22 protein-coding genes and 1 pseudogene are annotated in these 21925 nt (G+C 66.2%); 13 read left to right on the top strand and 10 right to left on the bottom strand.

Annotation, left to right across the window (positions count from 1 at the left end; genetic code table 11):
• Nucleotides 1–16: 16 nt before the first annotated feature.
• Both ACQ86A_RS11780 and ACQ86A_RS11775 read right to left on the bottom strand, forming a co-directional pair.
• The gene (locus ACQ86A_RS11780) at nt 17–1873 is read right to left on the bottom strand and encodes a glycoside hydrolase family 15 protein (RefSeq protein WP_431277239.1); all 1857 of its coding nucleotides are present in this window, start codon (nt 1871–1873) and stop codon (nt 17–19) included.
• Nucleotides 1870–2994 carry a DUF998 domain-containing protein gene (locus tag ACQ86A_RS11775; RefSeq protein WP_431277238.1) on the bottom strand — a complete coding sequence of 375 codons (1125 nt, stop codon included), beginning with the start codon at nt 2992–2994 and terminating at the stop codon, nt 1870–1872. The genes ACQ86A_RS11780 and ACQ86A_RS11775 overlap by 4 nt, the downstream gene beginning before the upstream one ends.
• A gap of 243 nt (nt 2995–3237) precedes the next feature.
• Between ACQ86A_RS11775 and ACQ86A_RS11770 the strand changes: the two genes are divergently transcribed.
• The 4 genes from ACQ86A_RS11770 (at nt 3238) to ACQ86A_RS11755 (ending at nt 5618) form a co-directional block, all read left to right on the top strand.
• The gene (locus tag ACQ86A_RS11770) at nt 3238–3645 is read left to right on the top strand and encodes a DUF7144 family membrane protein (protein WP_431277237.1); all 408 of its coding nucleotides are present in this window, start codon (nt 3238–3240) and stop codon (nt 3643–3645) included.
• Complete coding sequence (locus tag ACQ86A_RS11765) at nt 3642–4025, top strand: SHOCT domain-containing protein (RefSeq protein WP_431277236.1); 384 nt, start codon at nt 3642–3644, stop codon at nt 4023–4025. Before ACQ86A_RS11770 ends, ACQ86A_RS11765 begins: the two co-directional genes overlap by 4 nt.
• On the top strand, nt 4022–4972 hold the full coding sequence (locus ACQ86A_RS11760; protein ID WP_431277235.1) for an MFS transporter: 951 nt from the start codon (nt 4022–4024) through the stop codon (nt 4970–4972). Before ACQ86A_RS11765 ends, ACQ86A_RS11760 begins: the two co-directional genes overlap by 4 nt.
• Nucleotides 4973–5282: 310 nt before the next feature.
• On the top strand, nt 5283–5618 hold the full coding sequence (locus tag ACQ86A_RS11755; RefSeq protein WP_431277234.1) for a hypothetical protein: 336 nt from the start codon (nt 5283–5285) through the stop codon (nt 5616–5618).
• Nucleotides 5619–5634: 16 nt separating this feature from the next.
• Here ACQ86A_RS11755 and ACQ86A_RS11750 read toward each other — a convergent pair whose 3' ends face one another.
• From ACQ86A_RS11750 to ACQ86A_RS11740, 3 genes are all read right to left on the bottom strand, one after another.
• Complete coding sequence (locus ACQ86A_RS11750; RefSeq protein WP_431280434.1) at nt 5635–6681, bottom strand: FUSC family protein; 1047 nt, start codon at nt 6679–6681, stop codon at nt 5635–5637.
• 15 nt (nt 6682–6696) lie between these two features.
• A complete protein-coding gene (locus ACQ86A_RS11745; protein WP_431277233.1) occupies nt 6697–7842 on the bottom strand; it encodes a winged helix DNA-binding domain-containing protein in 1146 nt (381 codons plus the stop codon).
• 69 nt (nt 7843–7911) lie between these two features.
• Nucleotides 7912–8979 carry an App1 family protein gene (locus tag ACQ86A_RS11740; protein WP_431277232.1) on the bottom strand — a complete coding sequence of 356 codons (1068 nt, stop codon included), beginning with the start codon at nt 8977–8979 and terminating at the stop codon, nt 7912–7914.
• Nucleotides 8980–9185: 206 nt separating this feature from the next.
• On the opposite strand from ACQ86A_RS11740, the gene ACQ86A_RS11735 reads away from it, so the two are divergent.
• The 5 genes from ACQ86A_RS11735 to ACQ86A_RS11715 all read left to right on the top strand — a co-directional run bounded on the left by ACQ86A_RS11735 (nt 9186) and on the right by ACQ86A_RS11715 (nt 13356).
• Entirely contained in the window at nt 9186–9842 is a 657-nt protein-coding gene (locus ACQ86A_RS11735) for a TetR family transcriptional regulator (RefSeq protein WP_431277231.1), read from the top strand.
• Nucleotides 9843–10079: 237 nt separating this feature from the next.
• Entirely contained in the window at nt 10080–10961 is an 882-nt protein-coding gene (locus ACQ86A_RS11730; RefSeq protein ID WP_431277230.1) for an ABC transporter ATP-binding protein, read from the top strand.
• Nucleotides 10958–11647 (top strand): ABC transporter permease, encoded by a 690-nt coding sequence (locus ACQ86A_RS11725; RefSeq protein ID WP_431277229.1) that lies wholly within the window; start codon nt 10958–10960, stop codon nt 11645–11647. The genes ACQ86A_RS11730 and ACQ86A_RS11725 overlap by 4 nt, the downstream gene beginning before the upstream one ends.
• Entirely contained in the window at nt 11644–12384 is a 741-nt protein-coding gene (locus ACQ86A_RS11720; RefSeq protein ID WP_431277228.1) for an ABC transporter permease, read from the top strand. Before ACQ86A_RS11725 ends, ACQ86A_RS11720 begins: the two co-directional genes overlap by 4 nt.
• 51 nt (nt 12385–12435) lie before the next feature.
• Nucleotides 12436–13356 carry an ABC transporter substrate-binding protein gene (locus ACQ86A_RS11715; RefSeq protein ID WP_431277227.1) on the top strand — a complete coding sequence of 307 codons (921 nt, stop codon included), beginning with the start codon at nt 12436–12438 and terminating at the stop codon, nt 13354–13356.
• Between the two features lie 15 nt (nt 13357–13371).
• On the opposite strand, the gene ACQ86A_RS11710 is transcribed toward ACQ86A_RS11715, so the two are convergent.
• The 5 genes from ACQ86A_RS11710 to ACQ86A_RS11690 form a co-directional block, all read right to left on the bottom strand.
• Nucleotides 13372–14049, bottom strand: a complete 678-nt coding sequence (locus ACQ86A_RS11710; RefSeq protein WP_431277226.1) for a DedA family protein — start codon at nt 14047–14049, stop codon at nt 13372–13374.
• On the bottom strand, nt 14046–14630 hold the full coding sequence (locus tag ACQ86A_RS11705) for a TetR/AcrR family transcriptional regulator (protein WP_431277225.1): 585 nt from the start codon (nt 14628–14630) through the stop codon (nt 14046–14048). Before ACQ86A_RS11705 ends, ACQ86A_RS11710 begins: the two co-directional genes overlap by 4 nt.
• A 66-nt stretch (nt 14631–14696) precedes the next feature.
• Nucleotides 14697–15326: a M56 family metallopeptidase gene (locus tag ACQ86A_RS11700; RefSeq protein ID WP_431277224.1), complete on the bottom strand. Its 630-nt coding sequence runs from the start codon at nt 15324–15326 to the stop codon at nt 14697–14699.
• A 20-nt stretch (nt 15327–15346) separates the two neighbouring features.
• Entirely contained in the window at nt 15347–15646 is a 300-nt protein-coding gene (locus ACQ86A_RS11695) for a hypothetical protein (RefSeq protein ID WP_431277223.1), read from the bottom strand.
• Nucleotides 15647–16015 (bottom strand): BlaI/MecI/CopY family transcriptional regulator, encoded by a 369-nt coding sequence (locus ACQ86A_RS11690; protein WP_431277222.1) that lies wholly within the window; start codon nt 16013–16015, stop codon nt 15647–15649.
• Between the two features lie 94 nt (nt 16016–16109).
• Between ACQ86A_RS11690 and ACQ86A_RS11685 the strand changes: the two are divergent.
• The 4 genes and pseudogenes from ACQ86A_RS11685 to cydC all read left to right on the top strand — a co-directional run bounded on the left by ACQ86A_RS11685 (nt 16110) and on the right by cydC (nt 21879).
• Nucleotides 16110–17521, top strand: a pseudogene (locus ACQ86A_RS11685) (cytochrome ubiquinol oxidase subunit I).
• Nucleotides 17522–17530: 9 nt separating this feature from the next.
• Nucleotides 17531–18550 carry a cytochrome d ubiquinol oxidase subunit II gene (gene cydB, locus ACQ86A_RS11680; protein ID WP_431277221.1) on the top strand — a complete coding sequence of 340 codons (1020 nt, stop codon included), beginning with the start codon at nt 17531–17533 and terminating at the stop codon, nt 18548–18550.
• Between the two features lies 1 nt (nt 18551).
• Nucleotides 18552–20198 (top strand): thiol reductant ABC exporter subunit CydD, encoded by a 1647-nt coding sequence (gene cydD / locus ACQ86A_RS11675; protein WP_431277220.1) that lies wholly within the window; start codon nt 18552–18554, stop codon nt 20196–20198.
• Entirely contained in the window at nt 20188–21879 is a 1692-nt protein-coding gene (gene cydC / locus ACQ86A_RS11670) for a thiol reductant ABC exporter subunit CydC (protein ID WP_431277219.1), read from the top strand. Before cydD ends, cydC begins: the two co-directional genes overlap by 11 nt.
• Nucleotides 21880–21925: the final 46 nt, after the last annotated feature.

Genomic DNA, 21925 nt, shown 5'->3' with positions numbered 1-21925 from the left:
AGGGTCCCTGAGCGCGTTAACGGCGCAGTCTCCCGTCGGGCGGGTCACGCTCGTCCATGCGCGCGTTCAGCGTGATCGCTGCGTCGATGAGTGCGAGGTGTGTGAACGCCTGGGGGAAGTTGCCGAGCTGCTCGCCGGTGGCAGAGATCTCCTCGGCGAAAAGCCCGACATGGTTGGCGTAAGTCAGCATCTTCTCGAAAGTGAGCCGGGCATCGTCGACTCGATCCGAGCGGGCCAGGGCGTCTACGTAGAGGAACGTGCAGAGCGAGAAGGTGCCCTCGGAGCCCTGGAGGCCATCGGGCGATGCGCTCGGGTTGTAGCGATACACCAGGTTGTCGGAGACGAGTTCCTCCTCCATCGCGCGCAGTGTGTCGCGCCAGAGCTCGTCGTGGGGCGAGATGAAGCCGACCTGCGGCATCTTCAGGAGGGACGCATCCAGAACCGTGTCGCCGTACTGCTGCACGAACGCACGTCGTTCCTCGTTCCAGCCCTTCTCCATGATCTCGGTGTAAACGGCGTCGCGGGCTTCGGTCCACCGCGCCACCGGCGCTGGGCGGCCGTGCTGTGCTGCGAGACGGATGCCGCGGTCGAAGGCCACCCAGACCATCAGCCGGCCATAGGTGAACTCCTTGCGCCCGCCGCGGGTCTCCCAGATGCCCTCCTCGGGCTGCTGCCAGTTGTCGGCCAGCCAGTCGAGCAGGCGGGAGATCGCCGTCCAGCCGGCTTGGCCGATCGCGAGACCAGTCTGGTCGAGGTGATAGATCGCATCCAGAGCTTCGCCGTAGATGTCGAGCTGAAGCTGACCGGCTGCGCCGTTTCCGATGCGCACAGGCTGCGACTGCCGGTATCCCTCGAGCCCCGCGACGATCTCCTCGCTGAGCTCCGGGTCACCGTCGATGCGATACATGATGTTGAGCGGACCCGTCTCGTTCCCGACGGGGTCGGTGACCCTGTCCCGCAGCCACACGCCGAAGGCGACGGCCTCGTCCAGGAATCCCAGACGGAGCAGCGCGTGTACGGAGAAGGACGCATCCCGAACCCAGGTGTATCGGTAGTCCCAGTTGCGCTCACCGCCGATCTGTTCGGGCAGCCCGGCGGTCGGGGCGGCGACGAGTGCGCCCGTCGGCGCATACGTGAGCAGCTTGAGCGTGATGGCCGAGCGCTGCACCTCTTCGCGCCAGCGTCCGGTGTACGTGGACTTCTCAACCCAGTCCTGCCAGAACCGGGTCGTGTCCTCGTAGAGGCGTGTCGCCTCGGCGACTCTCATCGTCTGCGGCGTGACCGACGGCCCGGTTTCGAGCACGATCCCGCGTGACTCTCCTTGGCGGAGACTCAGAGTGGCTCGCAGATCGCCAGCCTCGGTCTGCTCGACGCGTCCGAGCCGAGCGTCGTCGGGCTCGCGGATGACACTGAGCGCGAGCGTGAGGCCGTCAGAGGTGAATACGGCACCCTCATCCCCGACAGTGACCCGGTGCCGTGCGCGACCGTAGTCGAAGCGTGGGGCGACTTCGATGTCGAAGTCCATCGCACCCCGCACGCACCGGACGACCCGCACCAGTCTGTGCCCCTCGGCGGCGACCTCATCCTTGACCGGCATGAAATCAACGAGCTCGCCGACCCCCGCCTCGGTCAGGAAACGGGTGATCAGGATGGCTGTGTCGGGCAGGTACAGCTGCTTCGTGTCGAAGACCCCCACGTGTGGTCGCGTGCTCAGGTGGCCGCCATGCTCACTGTCGAGAAGGGAGGCGAACACGCTCGGCGAGTCGAAACGCGGACTGCAGAACCAATCGATTGTGCCGTCGGTCGACACGAGTGCTGCGGTCTGAAGGTCCCCGATCAGGCCGTGGGAAGCGATCAGTGGGTAGTCCTTCACTGTGCGAGCTCCTCTGGCTCCAGTTGTGCGCGAGTGGGGGCGAGCGCCGGCTCGGCGACGCCGAGTGACCGGGTATTGCGCATGAAGACGATCAGCCACGTGAAGATCATCAGGAACGCCACGAGTTCGACCGCGGTCAGGTTGTAGTAGCCCGAGATGAAGAAGATCGCGAGAAGAACGATGACCCCGACGAAGACATAGCCGAGCACGACGAACACCCGGGGCATCGAGGGGATGAACCGTCCGATGCCGAGAGCCAGGATCACGTACACGATGGCCATACCGCTCGCAGAGACGTTGTGGATGGTGAGGCTTCGATCGAGCGGGAAGAGTCCGACGCAGGCGAGCAGGATGCCGATCAGTGTCAGCGCGCCCCTCACCCAGGAACGACCGTGCAGCTCTTTCGGCGTACGCACGGGGAGGTTCGCCGTCGCGTAGTGGGCGATGGCCGTCACGAGGACGCCCGCGATGATGAGCGTGAGATTGAACGCCAGCGATGAGATGTCATCAGGCATACCCAGGGTGCTGAGGTTCTTCTGCCACCACAGCGGATCAGACGAACTCAGCATGCTCGCGAACGCTCCCACCACGAGGAACACGGCGAGGACGAGTGAGAGAAGCGTGGGCGTCATGCTGACCGCGGAGAGGAACGAGATGTATGTCGAGGCCGCGATGGCGACTCCCGCGAGCAGCGCTGCGGAGACGGCGTACACCTGCGCGCCGATGAAGCTCTTCTCCAGCAGGTCGGCGATGCCGATCCAGCCCAGGAGCGCGATGACGCCGTGCGCCACGGCAACCGCAGCGACGTCGTACCAGGGAAAGTCCACGATCGTCGCTTCCGCACGCCGTGATCCTGAGAGCGCCGGGGTTCGGGACCGGCTGATCAGCACGCGAGCCGTCACGAACGCCGCGACGGCGGCTACCCCCGACCAGATGGCGACGAACTGGCCGAGCGACCCCGGCCCCGAGATCGGGAGGAATTGACCCCAGAACGCGAAGAGGCCGATGACAGCCGCCACGACGAAGACGGAAGCACTCACGAGCAGAGCGGCGGACTCGGCAGACTCTGCGGAGGCGACAGGATGCCGCACGACCTCCGCGACCGAGGGTGACGTCGACACGGTGGCACTCCCTTCCCCGGCCCGATCGGATGGCTCGGGACCGCGTGCAGTCAACGTTGCCCGAGCAGCGCTCACACGGAATCATCCTCGCCGGGTGATGTTCGCGATCTCATACCACCAGGGTGATGCCGCGACGGGGCGCCCGGAGCTAGTTTCGGCGTCATCAGCTGTCACGCGGCTGCGCTGGACGGAGGACTCCATGTCACAGGGATCGAGCACGTCGGAACTGAGGGAGAAGAAGCGATGACCACCGTTGAGAGAACCTCGGGCAGCTCCTGGGGGCCGTTCGCCGCAGTCGTCGTGCTGCTCGCCGGGCTCTTCAGCATCCTGCAGGGCATCGTCGCGGTGCTGGCGCCAGACCCGTACTACGTGGTCGCGCACGGAACGCTCTTCATCTTCGACATCTCCGGATGGGGCTGGTGGAATCTGATCATCGGGATCCTGGCCGTCATCACCGCAGGTGGAATCTTCGCCGGCGCGCTCTGGGCGCGCATCATCGCGGTGATCCTGGCGATCCTGAGCGCGATCGCCCAGCTGTTCCTCATCCCGGCCCAACCGTGGTGGTCGGCCATCCTCATCGCGATCGACGTCCTGGTGATCTTCGCGGTGACGACCCACCAGGGAACCACTCGTCAAGGAGCGCGGTCATGAACTTCTGGGATTTCGTCGTCTACTCGTTCTGGATCTTCGCGTGGATCGCCTACCTGATGGTGCTGTTCTCGATCATCGGCGACCTCTTCCGCGACCGGGAGCTCAACGGCTGGCTGAAGGCGGTGTGGATCATCTTCCTGATCTTCCTGCCGTTCCTCACGGCGCTCGTGTATCTGATCGCACGCGGCCGGAGCATGTCGAAACGGCAGCTGGAGGCCGTCAGCCAGGCGCAGAGCGACACCGATGCTTACATCCGGACGGTCGCATCCACGTCCTCTCCGGCTGACGAGATCGCGAAGGCGAAGACATTGCTCGATGCCGGAGCGATCACCCCGGCCGAGTTCGAGAAGATCAAGGCGGGGGCACTGGCCTCCTCGTGACGAAAGGCGAGGCGCCGGCAGCGCGGACAGCCGGCTTCAACGGCCGGCTGGCTCTGCTGCTGGCGATGGCCATGTTCGTGCTCGTGGTCGACACGTCCATCATGAACGTGTCGATCTCGGCCGTCGTGCGCGACCTCGAATCCAACGTCAGCAGCGTGCAGTCTGTGATCGCACTGGAGGCGCTCGTGTCGGCGGCGTTCATCCTGATCGGTGGCAAGGTGGGCGACCTCATCGGTCGCAAGCGCGCGTACGTCATCGGGCTGATCGCGTATGCGATCGGTGCGATCGCGATGACCCTGGCGCAGAGCATCTGGGCGATCATCGTGTTCTGGGCTGTGATCGGAGGCCTGGGCGCGTCACTGCTTCTGCCGGCGATGCAGTCGCTCATCCACGGGAACTTTCAGGGGTCCGCTCAGGCGCGCGTGTACGCGCTCGTCGGCGCATCCGCGGCGATCGCGGCCGCGGTCGGGCCGCTCCTCGGCGGGGTGATCACGACCTTCCTCTCCTGGCGCATCGCTTTCCTCCTCGAGGCGGTGATCATCGCGGTCGTCCTCTCCGGAATCCGACTGGTGCACGATGTTCCGTATACAGGCTCACGAAGAGTGGATGTCGTTGGTTCGCTCTTCTCGGTGGTGGGGATGGGCGGAATCGTTCTCGGGATCCTCGCGTGGCAGGAGGGAGCCGGTTTCGTCGGGTTGCTCATCGCCGTGGGTATCGCCGGTCTATTCGCCCTCGTCTTTTGGCTGCGCCGCCGCAAACGGCGCAATCAGGCCGCGCTGCTCGACCCCGATCTGTTCAAGCTGCCGCGATTCCGCTTCGGCATCAGCCAACAGGGGCTGCAGCAGATCGCGCTCGGCGGCACGATGATCGTGCTGCCGCTCTACCTGCAGATGGTCCTCGAGTACAACGCGCTCGAGGCGGGCCTGTCCATCGCCCCCTGTCGCTGACCATGTTCGCCGTCGCGCTGATCGCCGGCAGACGACTGACCAAGCGCAGACCGGCCGGTCTAGTCCGCTGGGGTTTCCTCCTCCTGGCGGCGGGATTGGTCATCCTGCTGTTCATCGTGCCCCTCGCCGATTCGGGCTGGTGGCTGTTCGTGCCCCTGTTGATCAGCGGAGCCGGGCTCGGACTGCTCGTCTCGCAGCTCAACAACTACACGCTGTCGCCGATCTCCAACGAGCGCGTCAGTGAGGCGGCGGGCGTCAACTCGGCGGCGGGCTCGTTCGGGCTCTCGTTCGGGCTCGCCGTGGCGGGGCGGTGCTGCTCGCGGCGCTTGCGCCGCTCTTCACCAACATGGCGAACGCCAGCGAGGTTCTGCCCTCGGCCGAGAAGCAACAGGTGGCTCAGGTGCTTGAGGAAGACGCCCAGCTGCTCAGCAACACCCAGCTGGAGACGCTCTTGAAAGACCAGCCCGAGGCGATCCAGGACGAGGTCGTCAGGATCAACACCGAGGCCCGCCCGATCGCGCTTCAGATCGCCCTGATTGCGCCGATTCTGGCCGCCCTGCTCGGCTTCATCCTGGCGTTCCGGATGGTGCGCCTCCCCGACCTCGAGCGCGACGAGGCCGAAGCTCCGCCGGGTGGGATCCTCTGACGGTCACCGAACGCTGTCAGGACCCGTCGTCCCCGGTGATCTCGTCATGGATGCGGCGCAGGTCCTCGAGCAGCGACCCCAGCAGGATCCAGTGGCGCGGGTCGGGTGTCGTGATCGTGAGAGGCGCCGTCAGCACGGGGATGCCCGCCGTCTTCGCCTCGGGTTCGACCACCGGGACATCCGGATCGCGCGACAACAGCCGCAGGTCGTGGGCCGAGCGGCGCAGCTCGTCCGAGATGGCGAGCAGCGTCGGCTCGCCGTCGAGAGTGTCGTCGTAGTGGTCGTGGAAGGCGCGCGTCATCCCGAGCGCGCGCGTGATCAGCGGCCGGAGTCGGGCGAAGAGCTCGTCGTCGTGGTCGAGAACGTCGCGATGCTTCGCCTGACGCGGGTTGAGCGTCAAGCTCTCGCGGGCCTGCGTCAGGGCGGTCTCCGTGTTCTTCTCCATCGGCCTGAGCAGCCGTGCTTCGACGAGGAGGCCGTTCAGCTGGGCCGGTGAATGATTCGTCTCGAGTGCATCCGCGAGGCGCTCGAGTGTGGCCGCGATCTCGTTGCCGAGCCGCAGCACCGACGCGTGGGCCGGCGCGATCAGCACCGGAGGCACGATCAGGATGTTCACGAGCACGCCGATCAGTGCACCGATGACCGTCTCGATGATCCGCGCGAAGGCGTAGTCGGGCGAGGATGCGCCGAGCAGGAGCACCAGCATCGCCGTGATCGGCACCTGGTTCGCCGTGCCGGGGGTGAGCTTCAACGCCCAGGCGAGGAAGATCGACACCACGATCGCGAGGAGCACGATCCAGCTGTTCGAGCCGAACGCGAGGCCGATCGCGTACGCGATCAGCACGCCGACGATCACGCCGATGCTGCGCTCGATGGCCCGGCCGACGGATTGGTTGACACTCGGTTGGACTACGAGCAGGGCCGCGATGGTCGCGAAGATCGGCAGTTCGCCGGGGAGCAGGAGCGACGCGATGATCCAGGACAGGATCATCGCGATCGCGGTCTTGACGACCTGCAGGATGGGAACCCTGGTCGTCGTCCTGATGTTCGCCGGGAGTCGCAGGGCCACGACTCCAGGCTACCCGCGCCGGGCCGGCTCGGCTGCCGCGACCTCGCCTGCCGCGACCTCGCCCGTGAGGCCGAGGAAGCGTCCGTATGCTTTCACGCTTCGAGCGATGCGCGTCGATTCGGCGTTCGAAAGCGGAGCGAAAGGTCGCGGGTCGACGGTGACCCGCTTGGCGTTCGTCGTTCGTTTCCAGGTGCCCGCGACGCGGCCGCGTGAGACGAGGATCGGAGCGAAGACTCCGTTCCCTCCGGGCACGATCACATTCGCGAACTCCGGATCGAGCACGAGGTCGCGATTCTGGTACCCGATCAGGTACTCGTCGAATCCTGGGAGCATGTAGAGGGCGTTCTTGTCGGACGGCGTACGAGGGCGGGCTACGGCGCGTGATGCCAGTTCTGATGTGAGCCAGTACTCGGTGCCATCGACCTCGATCGAGGTCAGCCTGTCGCCGGCGACGGCCAGGGCGGTCTTCGCTCCGGCGACGGTTCCCTTCGTCCACCACACGAAGTCCTTCACGGTCGCAGGTCCGTGGCCCGCGACGTACCGAACGAAGAATTCAGCAAGTGCCTCGTCGTGAGCAAGTTCGCGCGAGTGAGGAACCCACTCGTCGAGGAGGACGAGCGCCTGCTGCGTCTTGTACGACGGACCCCAGCAGAGCACCCCGTTCTGGGCGAGCCAGTAGATCAGGTGGTATCCGCGCTGGCCTGCGGTCGCGATGCCGTGCGCCTCCCACAGTTCCATGAGCTCGGCGCGCCCGATGCTGCCGCCTCCGGCGATTGCGGCGGTGACCACATCCTGAGCCTTCGCGAAATCGGGCGTCTCAAGTTCGAGCTGTCGGTGGCGCAATGTGAGGCCGTTGAGCATCCGCTCGGTCGTGATCGACAGCATCCACCGCAGATCGGCGGGCGGGACGAAGTGCAAGGTTCCGCGCATCGGCCACGAGCGAATGATGTCGCCGGCGTCGAGGGCCGCGATCACGTCGGCCTGGGTCGTGCCGGGAGCCCTGATGCCGAGGGCCCAACATGCCGCGCCGAAGTCTTGCGCCTGCACGGCGAGCATCCGCTCGACCACGGCCTGCGGGGTGCGCTCTCCCTCGTCTTCGAGTCCTTGCGCGAGGAGACGGAAGCGGAGCAGGTCGGCGACGCTGGCGACGGTCATGCAGCCAGTATTGCGGAGGCGTCCGACGCTCGGGGTCAGGCGCTCGGCGTCACACGAGTCGCTGAGCGATCAGCTCAGGATTCCGAGCTCGCGAAGTTGATCGCTCAACCCGGCGCCGTCGGGCGCGTAGACCCAGGGCGCGCCACTGAGCGACGTGTGCTTCTCGGCCTTCGACCGCCCTCCCGCGAACACCGCCTCACCGTTCGAGAGCTGCCGGATCGCGACCGCCGCGACGTTTTCGGGATGCGCGACGGCGAACTCGCCATAGAGAGACTCGTCGTGCTGACCGTCATCGCCGATCAAGAGCCACTTCAGGCCAGGGAACTCCTCGGCGAGTCGGAGCAGATTCGTGCGTTTGTGCTCGAGCCCGCTCCGGAAGAGCCGGTCGTGCGTCGGCCCCCAATCGGTCAGCAGGAGGGGGCCGGCGGGGAACAAGTTGCGCGAGAGGAATCGGGTGAGTGTCGGCGCCACATTCCACGCGCCCGTCGAGAGATAGACGACGGGGGTTCCGGGATGCGTCCCGGCCAGTCGTTCAAGCAGCACGGCCATCCCCGGCGTGGGAACGCGCGCATGCTCATCCAGGACGAACGTGTTCCATGCGGCGAGCAGAGGACGGGGGAGTGCGGTCACCATGACGGTGTCGTCGACGTCGGAGATGATCCCGAACTTGGCCTTCGGGTCGACGATGTACAGCGGCGCCTCGAAGACGCGCGTCGACTCGGCCGTGTAAAGCTTCACCGTGTGCCAGCCGGGTGCGAGCTGGACAGGGATCACGGTGTCGATCACTCCACCACGATCGGGCCTGACCGGATGCGTGGTGCCCTCGATCTCGATGGTCACCTCGACGTCGGAGACGGGAACGCTGATGAACGAGCGCCAGCCCCGGATGCTCTCCTCGCGTTTGCGGTGCTGCCGCTCGGCGCGGCTGCCCGGCCGAGGGTCGCGCGCAAGTACGACACGGCCCAGGATGCGCGCCCAGGTCGGAGCGCCGTATCCCGTGTACGGAACGACGGTCGCGAGAAAGCCGCGCTTGCGGGCGCGCCGCGCGCGGAACTCGTGAAACGCGTCCTCGATGCGCGCAGCACGGTGCATCATCGGCTCGACGCTGGTGCCGCGCGGGTCGGGTGATCCGGACATATGCAGCAAGTTTCTCATGAACTACGAACCGCATCGCGCGCAGCCCCAGAGTTGGGGGATCCGAAACCGGCGCGTCGCGCCCGATTCGTAGCAATAACTGAGCTTTCCACGAATATGATCCGAATAACGCGTCGGATACGTCCGACGCGGGGCTGAGGACCCGGACCAACGTATTGTTGACCTGCAGGAAAGAAGGAGTTGCCCTCGTGCCCATCAATGACCTCGTGGCCGGCCAGAGTCAGACGAACGCACCGCTGGTGCGGACCGAGCCGATCCAGGAGCGCAGTGCCGCTCGGATCGACGCTCTGCTCGACGCCGCCGCCGAAGTGGTCGACGAGATCGGATTCGACCGGCTCACGACGGCGATGGTCGCCGAGCGAGCTGGCGCATCCATCGGAACCGTCTACCGCTACTTCCCCGACCGGATCGTGCTTCTGCAGGCGCTTCGCGACCGCGCGGTTCAGCGCTACCGCGAGGCAGTCGTCGAGGCGATCCACTCGGCGAATCCGGAGCACTGGTGGAACGCCGTGGAGTGCGCCATCGACGCCTTCGTGACGATGTTCCGCTCGGAGCCCGGCTTCCGCATCATCCGCTTCACCGACGCCGAGCGCTCGGGGATGCCGGACGAGGCGCCCGAAGACGACGACTTCTTCGCGCACCGTTTCGCCGAGATCCTCTCCGACGAGTACGGGCTGCCGGCGGGAGAAGACCTGAAGTTCCGTCTCGAGATCGTGGTCGAGATCTCGGACTCACTCATCAACCGCGCATTCCTGAACGACCCGAACGGCGACGAGCGGTTCATCGCCGAGGCCCGAGTCGTCGCGCGCGACTACCTGGTCAAGCGCTACGGCGACAGCGAGTAGCGTTCGTCGCTGCACCGCCATCCTCGGAACGGGCGTCTCACTTCACGGTGGGGCGCCCGTTCTCGTTGCCGGGGAACGATTCGGCGAAGAAATGTCGGTGGAGGCTGGAATGATTCAGCACACTCCCACTGTTACAAATCGACGCAATGCTTTGCCAAGCAAGCAAAACCGTGTTTGGGTGGAAGAAGAGCAGGCCTGTGTTGATCCGACGCCCGATTCGAGGAATGAGCCGCATAGATGATCGAGTTCCGCTCGGTGACGAAAGAGTTTCCCGACGGCACGGTCGCAGTCGAAGACTTCTCGCTGGTCATTCCCTCGCGCACGATCACCGTTCTGGTGGGCTCGTCGGGTAGCGGCAAGACCACGATCCTTCGCATGATCAACCGAATGCTCGACCCCACGAGCGGGTCCGTCGAGATCGACGGCGAAGACGTGATGAAGCTGAAGCCGGTGCACCTGCGGCGTAGCATCGGCTACGTGATGCAGAACTCGGGGCTGCTTCCGCACCGCAAGGTCGTCGACAACATCGCCACCGTCCCGCTCCTCCGGGGCGTGAAGAAGAAGGATGCTCGCGCACGCGCCCTCGAGCTCATGGACACGGTGGGGCTCGAGCGCTCGATGGCCGACAAGTATCCGAGCCAGCTCTCGGGCGGCCAGCAGCAGCGCGTGGGTGTTGCCCGCGGGCTTGCGGCCGATCCGAACATCCTGCTCATGGACGAGCCTTTCGGCGCGGTCGACCCGATCGTTCGGGATGAGCTGCAGAACGAGCTCCTGCGCCTCCAGCGAGAGCTCGACAAGACGGTCGTATTCGTCACTCACGACATCGACGAGGCCTTCCGTCTCGGCGAGCAGGTCGTCATCTTCCGCAAGGGCGGCATCGTCGCGCAGAAGGGCACGCCGACCGAGATTCTGGCGAACCCGGCCGACGAGTTCGTGGCGTCCTTCATCGGGGCGGACCGCGGCAAGCGCGCTTTGCACCTCGAGAAGACGCAGGCCGGCGATGTGCTGGTCGACAGCGATGGACGACCCGCCGGCGTGCTCACCGGCGCGTCCACTGAGGCAAAGGCCGTGACCGTTCCGGTCGCGGGTGCTCCGGCGCAGGGTGAGGAAGCGTCGTGAGCTGGCTGTGGTCGAATTTCGGCCTGGTCTGGGACCTCACTGTCGCTCACGTCACTCTGAGCGTGTTTCCGGTCATCATCGGCTTCATCGTCGCGCTTCCGATCGGGTGGGTGGCGAACCGGTACCACGCGAGCCGGGGGGTACTTCTGACGATCAGCGGCATCCTGTACGCGATTCCCTCATTGCCGTTGTTCATTGCGATGCCGGCGCTGATCGGAACAAAGATCCTGAACCCGATCAATGTCGTCGTCGCGCTCAGCGTCTACGCGGTCGCGCTCATGGTGCGGAGCGTCGCGGATGCGCTCGCCTCGGTCTCCGGGGATGTGCTCCAGTCGGCCACCGCGGTGGGCTTCTCGAGCTGGAAGCGTTTCTGGCTGGTGGAGCTGCCGCTCGCCGGTCCGGTGCTGCTGGCAGGGCTCCGAGTGGTGTCGGTGAGCACGGTGAGCCTCGTCAGCATCGGAGCGCTCGTCGGCGTGTCCAGCCTCGGAAACCTGTTCACCGACGGCCTCAACCGGTCGTTCAACGATGAGGTCGTCATCGGCATCGTGGCGATCATGATCGTCGCCGCCGTGTTCGACACCGTCCTCGTGCTGATCGGACGTCTGCTGCTGCCCTGGACGAGGCTGGACGGCCGGTCCAAGCGGGCCAGTCGGCGTGCCGCCTTGAAGGCGGTGACCGACGCATGACCGATATCGTCGCCGCGTTCGCGTGGCTCTTCCAGCCGGCCAACTGGTCGGGCGTCAACGGCATCCCGAACCGGCTCGGCGAGCACATCGGGTACTCGGCGCTCACGCTGCTCATCGCGGCGATCATCGCGATCCCGATCGGACTGGCCATCGGCCACACCGGCCGGTTCCGTGGGTTTGCGATCGTGCTGTCGGGGGCGTTCCGCGCGATCCCGACGCTCGGTCTCGTCGTCTACCTGGCGCTGGCCCTGCAGAACTCGACGATCGTGCCGCCGCTGATCGCCTTGACGATCCTTGCGATCCCGCCGATCCTGGCCGGTGCGTACTCGGGTGTCGAGTCCGTCGACCCGCGGACGGTCGACGCGGCGCGGGCGATGGGCATGACAGAGTTCCAGATCCTGACCAAGGTCGAGCTGCCTCTGTCGCTTCCGCTTCTTATCGGAGGGCTTCGTTCCGGAGCGCTCCAGGTGATCGCCACCTGGACGGTCGCGGCGATCCTGCCGGTCGGCGGCCTCGGTCGCTACCTCATCGACGGGCTGGCCGTTCGGGCTTACGACGAGATGCTCGGCGGGTCGATCCTCGTCGTCGCCCTGGCGCTCGTGACCGACGGCGTCTTCGCCCTGATCCAGAAGTTCGTCGTACCCCGCGGCGTCACCGCCGGCAAGGTGGCCGACGTGCGCAGCAAAGAACCGTCGCGTCCGGTAGGAATCTCGATCCCGGGCCGCTCCGAAACCTAAGTGTCCGTCGCAGCCAAACAACCACTGCACCACCGAAAGAGAGAAAACACCATGTTCACATCCAAGAGAGGCCGCATCGCGGCCGGTGCGATCGCGGCGGGAGCCCTGCTGGCTCTCAGCGCGTGCTCGTCCGGTGGCGGGGCGCTGGGTGGCAACACCTCGTCGTCATCCACCGACACGGTCACGGTCGGTTCCGCCGCCTTCGGCGAGAACCAGATCCTCGCCGAGATCTACGCTCAGGCGCTCGAGTCGAAGGGCGTCAAGGTTCAGAAGCAGCTGAGCATCGGACAGCGCGACGTCTACCTGGCCGCCCTGAAGGACGGCTCGATCGACCTCATCCCCGAGTACAGCGGCAACCTGCTGCAGTTCTACGACAAGAACTCCACAGCGACCTCGCCGGAGGACGTTCTCGCCGGGCTCAAGACCGCCCTGCCGAGCGGCTTCGAGGTTCTGGATCAGTCGAAGGCTCAGGACGCCGACTCGTACAACGTCACCAAGGACTTCTCGACGAAGTACGGGGTCACGAGCCTCGAAGACCTCAAGAAGGTCGACATCCCGCTCGTGGTCGGTGCGAACCCGGAGTTCGAGACGCGCCCGTACGGCATCCCGGGGCTGAAGAGCGTGTACGGCGTGACCGCGACGCTCAAGCCGTACAGCGACAGCGGCGGACCGCTCACGGTCGCCGGCCTGAAGAACGGTGAGGTGCAGCTGGCCGACATCTACACCACGACGCCCGCCATCAAGGAGTTCGTCACTCTGAAGGACCCGAAGAACCTGATCGCTGCGCAGAACATCGTGCCGCTGATCAATTCCAAGAAGGCGACGAGCACGGTGAAGGATGTGCTGAACCAGGTCTCGGCGACCCTCACCACCGACGACCTCGTGCAGATGAACGAGGAGAACCAGGGCGACAGCAAGACCCAGCCCGACGTGATCGCGAAGGAGTGGCTGAAGAAGCACCCCGTCAAGTAGGCGGAGGCTGAGAGGCTAACTCTCTTCCAGAGGCGGCGGCTCGGGTGACCGGGTCGCCGCTTCCATGTGTTTGGCCTCGCGCTTCTGCAGCACCTTCTTCACGATGAAGGCGAGAACGATGAACACGGCGATGATCCCGACGAAGATGTAGCCGGCGCCGTGCAATTCGCGTGAGAGCTCTCGGTAGCTTCCGGCGGCGAGCGACCCGACGGACACGTAGGCGAAGGCCCAGATCACGCAGGCGGGCGCCGTCCAGGCGATGAACGTGCGGTAGCGCATCGGGCTCATGCCGACGGTGAGGGGGATGAGCGAGTGCAGCACGGGCAGGAAGCGCGAGATGAAGACCGCGATGCCGCCACGCTTGGCCAAGTAGGCCTCGGCGCGATCCCAATTCGCGGTCCCGATGCGACGGCCCAGCCGTCCGGCCCGAATCTTCGGTCCGAAGAATCGGCCGAGACTGAAGCCGATGCTCTCACCCGCGAGCGCGCCGACGATCACGACGAGGACGAGCGCGAAGTACTCGACGGGGTTCGCCACAGCGGTGCTGGCCACCAGCACGATCGTGTCCCCGGGCACAATGAGGCCGACCAGGATCGACGTCTCGAACAGCATCCCCACTCCGGAGAGTGCCGTGCGCAGCACCGGATCCACGTTCTGAACGAGATCGAGAATCCACGTGAGCGCTTCGTTCACGGCGTGCCACCGAGGCGCTGCAGCGTCGCCCAGAAGTATTCGAGGGTCTCGGCCATGTCGGCACTGTCGTCGAGCATCCACTGCACCTGCATTCCGTCGGCGACGGCGATGGCGAGGCGAGCGATCTGCAGCGGATCGAGGCTCGCATCGAGTCGCCCGGCCGCCTGCTCTACCCGCACGTGGTCGGCGAGTTGTCCGATGATGGACCGGTAGCGGTCGACGAAGTAGGTGTGTCCGGGGTGGTCCTCATCCGCGGCCTCGGCCGAGATCGTGGCGTACAACTGCACGAGGCCGGGCACCTCGGCGTTGTGCCTGACGATCCCGACGAGAGCTCCGATGTCAGCCGTCTCCGTCGGGCTCGCAGTCACATCGACCTCGTCGCGCTTGCGGAGGACCTCGGAGAAGAGCTCTTCCTTGGACGAGAAGTGGTGCAGGAGTCCCGCCTGGCTCAAACCGACCGACTCCGCGATCTCCCGGAGGGAGGCGCGGCGGTAGCCCTTCTGGGCGAAGACGTCGAGGGCGGTTGTCAGGATCTCTTCGCGCTTGGCGATCCCCTTGGCGTATGAACCCTTCTTCGGCATGGTTGAAATGCTAGTGGGCGCCGGCTGAGCTTCCGCCCGGGAATGCTGAGTCGCGCCCGGGGCGCGTCAGCTGGTCAGCACGAGCACGGGTGGAACGATCACCAGTGCCGCCGCAACGATCGCCACCACCAGGCGTGCGGCCGGAGGGACCGAGCGCGGTGGCGATGTCAGTCGCTCGACGCGTGCCGAGATGTCCGTGCGGCGCTGCTCGGGAGTCCGCCGGTCCTTGGGGGCACCGAGGGCGGCTCCGGATGTGCTGGTCCCGTCGACGAGCTCGATCGCCTCGGCGAGCACAGAGTCCCCTACGATGCGTCGCGCGTAATCGTCGGCGAGCATCTCGACGAGGAGGGCGACCGCATCCTGAGCCCGGGTCGCGATCGGGAACCAGGGGAGTGCGCGCTTCCAGGAGCGGAAGGCGTCGAGCAGCAGGTGGTGCTTCTGCTTCAGATGCGCGCGCTCGTGCGCGATGACCGCCTCAAGCTGCTCCGCACTGAGGAGTTCGATCATGCCCTCGGACAGCACGGTGACGCTGCGCGCACCGGGGAGGCAGTAGGCCGCTGGGGCCGGGTGGTCGATGATCCGCGTGCTCGGCGCATCCGGAAGCGGGGAGCTGAGCAGGCTGAGCAGTTCGCGGTGCCGGTGGCGCTGGCGGCGGCTGCGTGCGGAGGTGAGCGCGAGATTCAGAACGAGGTGCACGGTCAACAGAACGGCGGCGCTCAGCGCGAACGTCGTGGCGAGTGAGGCGGACGGGGGAGCGGACCAGAGAAGAGGTTTCCGAGCGCAGCGGATATGCGGGCCCAGAGGTCGTCGCCGAACGGTTCGAGACCGAAGAGGAGGAGCGAGCCGATCATCGAGATCCCACCGGCCAGGGCGATCGACTGCCACAGCGTCAGCGCGAGGCCGGGAGCCGCCGCTGGCCACTTCGCGCGAGCGAGTAGCACAGGCACCGGCCAGGCCAGGGCGAGCGCCAGAACTCCCAACGCGACGGCGAGGCCGCTGACCGGGCTGAGCACCATCTACGAGACGCGCGCAGCGAGGAGGCGGCGCAGTGTCTCGGCCTCCGACTCGTCGACCGATCCGACGAAGTGCGCCAGAGCTGCGTTGCGATCCGATGAACTCTCAAGCACCTCGTGCATCAAATCAGCCACATGACTCTCTCGGGACAGGGCGGCCGTGTAAAGATGCGGGCGCGCATCGCGATCCCGCCCGACGAATCCCTTGTGCTCGAGTCGGGAGAGAACGGTGAGCACGGTGGTGAGTGCCGGTGTCTTGCCGTCGGTTCGGCCAGCCGCTAGCTTGTCGCGTAGTTCATTGGCGGATGTCGGGACATCAGCGCTCCACAGAGCGTTCATCACCGCTCGTTCCAGTTCTCCGAGATTCGCCACACAGCAAGGCTAGCGCGAGTTCGCTGAGAATGTTCTACACTCGGTAGAAGTTGAAGTTCTACGAAGCGTAGAAGTCGCTGATGTGGAGGAAGCAGTGAACGAATGGCTGGACCCGCTACTGCTGTCGCGGTGGCAATTCGGGTTGACGACGATCTATCACTTCTTGTTCGTTCCGCTCACGATCGGCATCGCGCTGTCAGTGGCGATCTTCCAGACGGCTTGGTATCGCACCGGCAAGGTGCACTACCTGCAGCTGACCCACTTCTTCGGCAAGATCTTCCTGATCAACTTCGCCATGGGCGTAGTTACGGGCATCGTTCAGGAGTTCCAATTCGGGATGAACTGGTCCAACTACTCGAGATTCGTCGGCGACGTCTTCGGCGCACCGCTGGCCCTCGAAGGGCTGCTCGCGTTCTTCCTCGAGGCGACCTTCATCGGGCTGTGGATCTTCGGCTGGGACAAACTGCCGCGGGGACTGCATCTGGCGACGATCTGGATCGTGACCGTCGGCAGCATCCTGTCGGCGTATTTCATCATCGCCGCGAACGCGTTCATGCAGAACCCGGTCGGCTACAAGCTCAACGAGGCGCGCGGCCGAGCAGAACTCACCGACATCTGGGCGGTGCTCAGCAACAAGGTCGCGCTAGCGGCCTTCCCGCCACGATCTTCGCCTGTTTCATGGTCTCGGCCGGTCTGATCATCTCGGTCGCCGCGTGGCATCTCTCCCGCAAGCAGAACCTCGACACCATGCGTCCGGCGCTCAAGTTCGGTCTCTGGGCGATGGTCGGCGCTGGCATGCTCACCGTGTTGAGCGGCGACCAGCTGGGTCTCGCGATGGTGGAGACGCAGCCCATGAAGATGGCCGCGGCCGAGGCGCTCTACAAGACGTCGACGGGGGCGGATGCGTCGTTCTCGATCTTCACGCTCGGCACCCCTGACGGCGTGCACGAGCTGTTCTCGATCCGAATCCCGTATCTGCTCTCGTTCCTCTCGACGCACACGCTCAACGGCACCGTCGAGGGCATCAACGACCTGCAGGCGCAGTACCAGCAGCTCTACGGTCCGGGCGACTACACCCCGGTCATCTGGGTGACCTACTGGGCGTTCCGCTGGATGATCGGGCTCGGCCTGCTGCACGTCCTGGTCGCCGTCGTCGGCCTCTGGCTCACCCGCAAGGGACGGATGCCGAACAACCCGTGGGTCTGGAAGGCCGCGATCTGGGCCTTCCCGCTCTCGCTGCTGGCGATGACAGTGGGCTGGATCTTCACCGAGATGGGTCGCCAGCCCTGGATCGTGTTCAGCCTCATGAAGACGACCGACGGCGTCTCGCCGGGAGTGACCGGTCTGACCGTTCTGATCTCGCTGATCGCGTTCACCGCGGTGTACGGAACGCTCGCAGTGGTCGAGTTCTCGCTGATCAAGCGGGCGGCGCAGAAGGGTCCCGCACCGGTCGAGGAGCATCTCGACGAAGAGGGCCAGCACGTGCCCGTGGCGACGGTCTACTAGGAGCATCTGATGGATCTGGCAATTCTCTGGTTCGGCATCATCGCCTTCTTCTTCGTCGGCTACTTCGTGCTCGACGGCTTCGACTTCGGAGTGGGGATGGCGTTGCCGTTCCTCGGCAAGGACGACGTCGACCGCCGCGTGATGATCAACACGATCGGTCCGGTCTGGGACTTGAACGAGACCTGGCTGATCGTGGCGGGCGCCGCGCTCTTCGCGGCGTTCCCCGAGTGGTACGCCACACTGTTCAGCGGCTTCTACCTGGCTCTGCTGCTGATCCTGCTCGCTCTGATCGTTCGCGGGGTGTCGTTCGAGTACCGGCACCAGCGCCCCGATTCGCGCTGGAAGAAGTGGTTCGACGGGATGATCATCGTCGGCTCCACGGTTCCCGCCCTGCTGTGGGGCGTCGCGTTCGCGAACATGGTGCAGGGCGTGGCTCTGGATGCCGGCCACAATTACACGGGATCGCTCTTCGACCTGCTCAACGGCTACGCCCTGCTCGGCGGCCTCACAACACTGCTCCTGTTCTTCACGCACGGCGTCGTTTTCGTTTCTCTGAAGACCGACGGCGAGATCCGGCAGCGGGCACGCAAGCTGGCGATCAGGTCGGGTGCCGCCGCGATCGTCGTGGCTGCAGCCTTCCTGCTCTGGACCGCGATCGCCAACTTCTCGGTGCTGTTCGTCTTTCTGGCGGCGTTGGCGGCGGTCGCTCTGATCGCATCCTGGATCGCGAACATCCGCGGCAAGGAGGGCTGGTCGTTCGGTTTCATGGCCGTCACGATCGCTTTGGCCGTCGTCTCGCTGTTCGCGGCCCTGTTCCCGGATGTGATGCCCTCGTCGCCGAATCCGGAGAACAGCCTCACGATCGCGAACGCCTCGAGCACGGACACAACGCTCACCGTGATGACGTGGGTCGCGGTCATCTTCCTGCCGCTGATCGTGCTCTACCAGGGCTGGACGTACTGGATATTCCGCAAGCGCGTCACGCGTGCGCACATTCCCGAGGAGGAGCCGGCGCCCGTCGCCGCCTGACATGCGACCCTTCGACCCGCGACTTCTCCGCTACGCCTCGGCGGTGCGCGGCATGCTCGCCGCCGGCGGCCTGCTCGCCGTGCTGCAGACCTGCCTGGTGGTCGCGTTCGCGTGGCTGACGACGCAGGTGATCGTGCGCGCCGTCGCCGGTGCCGACCTGGCTGAGCTCAGCGGGCTCTTTGCGGGACTCGTCGTCGTCATCCTGCTGCGCGGTGCGGTGCTCTGGCTGTCGGACACGAATGCCGCGCGAGGCGGATCGGCCGTGATCGGACAGCTGCGTGAGTCTCTCACGTCGGCGCTCGGGCGCCTCGGACCCTCGTGGCTGAGCGGCAGGAACACGGCCGAGGTCACGCTGACGGTCGGGCGAGGGCTGGATGCGCTCGACGGCTACTTCACGAAGTACCTGCCCCAGCTCATCCTGACCGCGCTGGCGACACCGCTGCTGCTCGGGGTGATCTTCTGGCAGGACGTGACGAGTGGGATCATCGTGCTCGTCACGTTGCCGATCATCCCGATGTTCATGGTGCTCGTCGGCTGGGCGACTCAGGCCGCTCAGAAGCGCCAGTGGGCGGCACTGTCGTCGCTGCTGCGCGGGTTCCTCGACGTGGTCAACGGACTGTCGACGCTGAAGCTCTTCGGACGTCAGCACCGGCAGTCCGCGCGCATCCAGGCTGTGAGCGACGATTATCGCGTGCACACCATGAAGGTGCTGCGGATGTCGTTCCTCTCGGGTTTCGTGCTCGAACTGGCGGCGAGCCTGTCGGTGGCGCTCGTCGCTGTCGCCATCGGTCTGCGGCTGCTCAACGGGCAACTCGATCTCTCGGTCGGGTTGTTCGTGCTGCTGCTGGCGCCCGAGGCATTTCTGCCCCTGCGAAATGTGGGCGCGAGCTATCACGCGGCGACGGAGGGGATCGAGGCGTCGCAGAGCGCGTTCGAGATCCTGGATGCGGACCGGGCTGCGGCCGTCGCTGCCGGTGGAATGCCGCATCCTGCACCCGCCGAGCCGGGCGTGGGCGACGGGCTGGTGTTCGAGGGCGTCAGCGTTCGCTACGACGCCCGAATCGCGGTCGACCGCTTCACCGGGAGCGCTCCGGCCGGCGCTCTCACCGTCTTGAGCGCCCCGAGCGGCGCGGGCAAGTCGAGCCTCATCGCGGGCGCGCTCGGCTTCATCCCCTTCGACGGCACGATTGAGGCAGGTGGGGCGACGGATGCGCTCGGTCGCCGCGCCGAGATCGCCTGGGCCGGCCAGCGACCAGCGCTGATCGCCGGAACGGTCGCCTCGAACGTAGCGCTTGGCTCGGCCGAGCCCGACCTGCCGCTGGTGCGCGAATCCCTTCGCCGCGCCGCCGCCGAGGAGGTGTCTCCCGATCTGGTGCTCGGGGCCGGGGGAGCCGGGCTCTCAGGAGGCCAGGCCCAGCGAGTCGCCGTCGCCCGGGCCCTGTACCGGATGCACGCCCTCAGATGCTCCGTGCTGATCCTCGATGAGCCGACCTCGGCGCTCGACGATGCGACGGAGGCCCGGCTACTCGCCACACTGCGGGAAATCGCCGACGAGGGAACTGCCGTCCTCGTCGCCAGCCACCGCGAGGCGGTCGTCGCGGCCGCCGACGCTGTGCTGACCCTGGAGGTGCTGACGCATGTCAGTTGAGACCGCCACCCGGGCGGCGTCGACCCGGCGCATCCTGAGGCTGGCTCTGCCGCCGACCCGTCGACTGTGGGTGGGCGTCGCCTTCGGTGCGTTGAGCGCGGGTTGTGCCGTCGCGCTGCTCGCGGTATCCGCTTGGCTCATCACCCGCGCGTCGGAGCAGCCATCGCTGATCTACATCTCCATGGCCGTCGTCGGTGTTCGCGCGTTCGCGCTGGGTCGGGCGTTCTTCCGCTATCTGGAGCGGTTGGCCGGACACGACGCCGCGTTTCGTCAGCTTGCGGTTATCCGGTCCGAGCTGTTCGCGCGGCTCGTGCCCGTCGCTCCCGACGGCTTGGGGGACACCAGGCGCGGCGACCTGCTGACGAGCCTGGCCGACGATGTCGACGAGCTGCAGAACCAGTCGTTACGAGTGGTGCAGCCGCTCGTCACCGCGGGAGTCGTCGCGCTTGTGAGCGTCGTGGGCGTCTTCATCCTGTTGCCCGAGGCCGGGATCGCCCTGCTGCTGACCCTTGTGCTGGCCTTCTTCGTCGGCACGCTCGTCAACCGGTGGCTGTCGGGTCGTGCGGAACGGGGGATCGCGCCGCTGCGCGGTCAGCTGAACGACAGCATCCTGGACCTGGTCACCAATCTCGACGTGCTGACCGCGTTCGGCGCACTGCCGACCGCTCAGCGGCGAGTTGCCGAGGCCAGTGTACGACTCACCAGGGCGCTGCGGTCACGAGCGGCGGGCGTCGGGATGACCGGCGCGATCGTGTCAGTGCTCGCTGGTTGCGCGACAGCCTTGGCTCTTGCATTCGGGATTCCCGCCCTGGCAGCTGGCCGGCTCGATGCGCCGACGCTCGCGGTCGTCGCCCTCCTGCCGCTCGCGGTTTTCGAGGTCTTCGGGATGGTTCCACTCGCCTTGGGTGCGCGCCGCCAGGTTCGGGCCAGTGCCGAGCGGCTGGCGGCAGCTGCGCCGGACAAGCCGCCGGCGGGCATCCCTGTCGACGTCGTTGATGCGGTCGCTCTCGATCTCGACCGTGCTCCATTGATCGAGTTGGGCGGTGTGAGCGCACGCTGGCCGGGCGCGCGCGATGCGGTGCTGACTGGAACGACCCTGCGGCTCGAGCCCGGGGAACGGGTCCTGCTGACGGGCCCGACCGGAGCGGGCAAGACCGCCCTCGCGCACGTGCTGACGCGATTCCTCGATTACGACGGGCACTTCTCCATCGCCGGGGTGGAGGCGCGGACGGCACGGCAGGACGACGTGCGGCGCGTGATCGGATTGAGTGAGCAGCAGCCGTATCTGTTCGATTCGGATCTTCGCCAGAACCTGCTCTTCGCCCGCGACACGGCGACTGACGAGGAACTGATCGCCGTACTCGATCGAGTGGGGCTCGGCGAGTGGGCGGCAGAGCGTGGCGGATTAGGTCTGAGGGTCGGCGAACGCGGGGCGCTGGTCTCGGGCGGGCAGGCTCAGCGGATCGCGCTGGCGCGGTCGATCCTGGCCGATTTCCCGGTGCTCATCGTCGACGAGCCGACGGCGAACCTCGACCCGGGCGTCGGCGACCAGGTCGTGCGCGACATCCTGACGACAGCGGCCGAGGACGGTCGGACGGTGCTCCTGATCTCGCATACGCCCATTCCCGACGAGCTGATCACCCGACGGATCCGGATGGAGGACGGTCGGCTGGTCGGATAGCGGCGAGGCCAGACCGGGCGCGTCGACCTATGGGGCGTCCTCTTGG

The sequence above is a fragment of the Leifsonia poae genome (assembly GCF_050632195.1).
In the GTDB taxonomy this organism is placed as follows: Bacteria; Actinomycetota; Actinomycetes; order Actinomycetales; family Microbacteriaceae; genus Leifsonia; species Leifsonia poae_C.
The sequence above is the reverse complement of the archived record's forward strand: the minus strand, read 5'-3'. Positions and strand labels throughout refer to the sequence as shown.

Coding starts and splice junctions, on each gene's coding strand:
- ACQ86A_RS11770 (WP_431277237.1), top strand. CDS start 3,238: ATGACCACCGTTGAGAGAACCTCGGGCAGCTCCTGGGGGCCGTTCGCC.
- ACQ86A_RS11765 (WP_431277236.1), top strand. CDS start 3,642: ATGAACTTCTGGGATTTCGTCGTCTACTCGTTCTGGATCTTCGCGTGG.
- ACQ86A_RS11745 (WP_431277233.1), bottom strand. CDS start 7,842: ATGACCGTCGCCAGCGTCGCCGACCTGCTCCGCTTCCGTCTCCTCGCG.
- ACQ86A_RS11740 (WP_431277232.1), bottom strand. CDS start 8,979: ATGTCCGGATCACCCGACCCGCGCGGCACCAGCGTCGAGCCGATGATG.
- ACQ86A_RS11730 (WP_431277230.1), top strand. CDS start 10,080: ATGATCGAGTTCCGCTCGGTGACGAAAGAGTTTCCCGACGGCACGGTC.
- ACQ86A_RS11720 (WP_431277228.1), top strand. CDS start 11,644: ATGACCGATATCGTCGCCGCGTTCGCGTGGCTCTTCCAGCCGGCCAAC.
- ACQ86A_RS11715 (WP_431277227.1), top strand. CDS start 12,436: ATGTTCACATCCAAGAGAGGCCGCATCGCGGCCGGTGCGATCGCGGCG.
- ACQ86A_RS11705 (WP_431277225.1), bottom strand. CDS start 14,630: ATGCCGAAGAAGGGTTCATACGCCAAGGGGATCGCCAAGCGCGAAGAG.
- ACQ86A_RS11695 (WP_431277223.1), bottom strand. CDS start 15,646: ATGGTGCTCAGCCCGGTCAGCGGCCTCGCCGTCGCGTTGGGAGTTCTG.
- cydB (WP_431277221.1), top strand. CDS start 17,531: ATGGATCTGGCAATTCTCTGGTTCGGCATCATCGCCTTCTTCTTCGTC.
- cydD (WP_431277220.1), top strand. CDS start 18,552: ATGCGACCCTTCGACCCGCGACTTCTCCGCTACGCCTCGGCGGTGCGC.
- cydC (WP_431277219.1), top strand. CDS start 20,188: ATGTCAGTTGAGACCGCCACCCGGGCGGCGTCGACCCGGCGCATCCTG.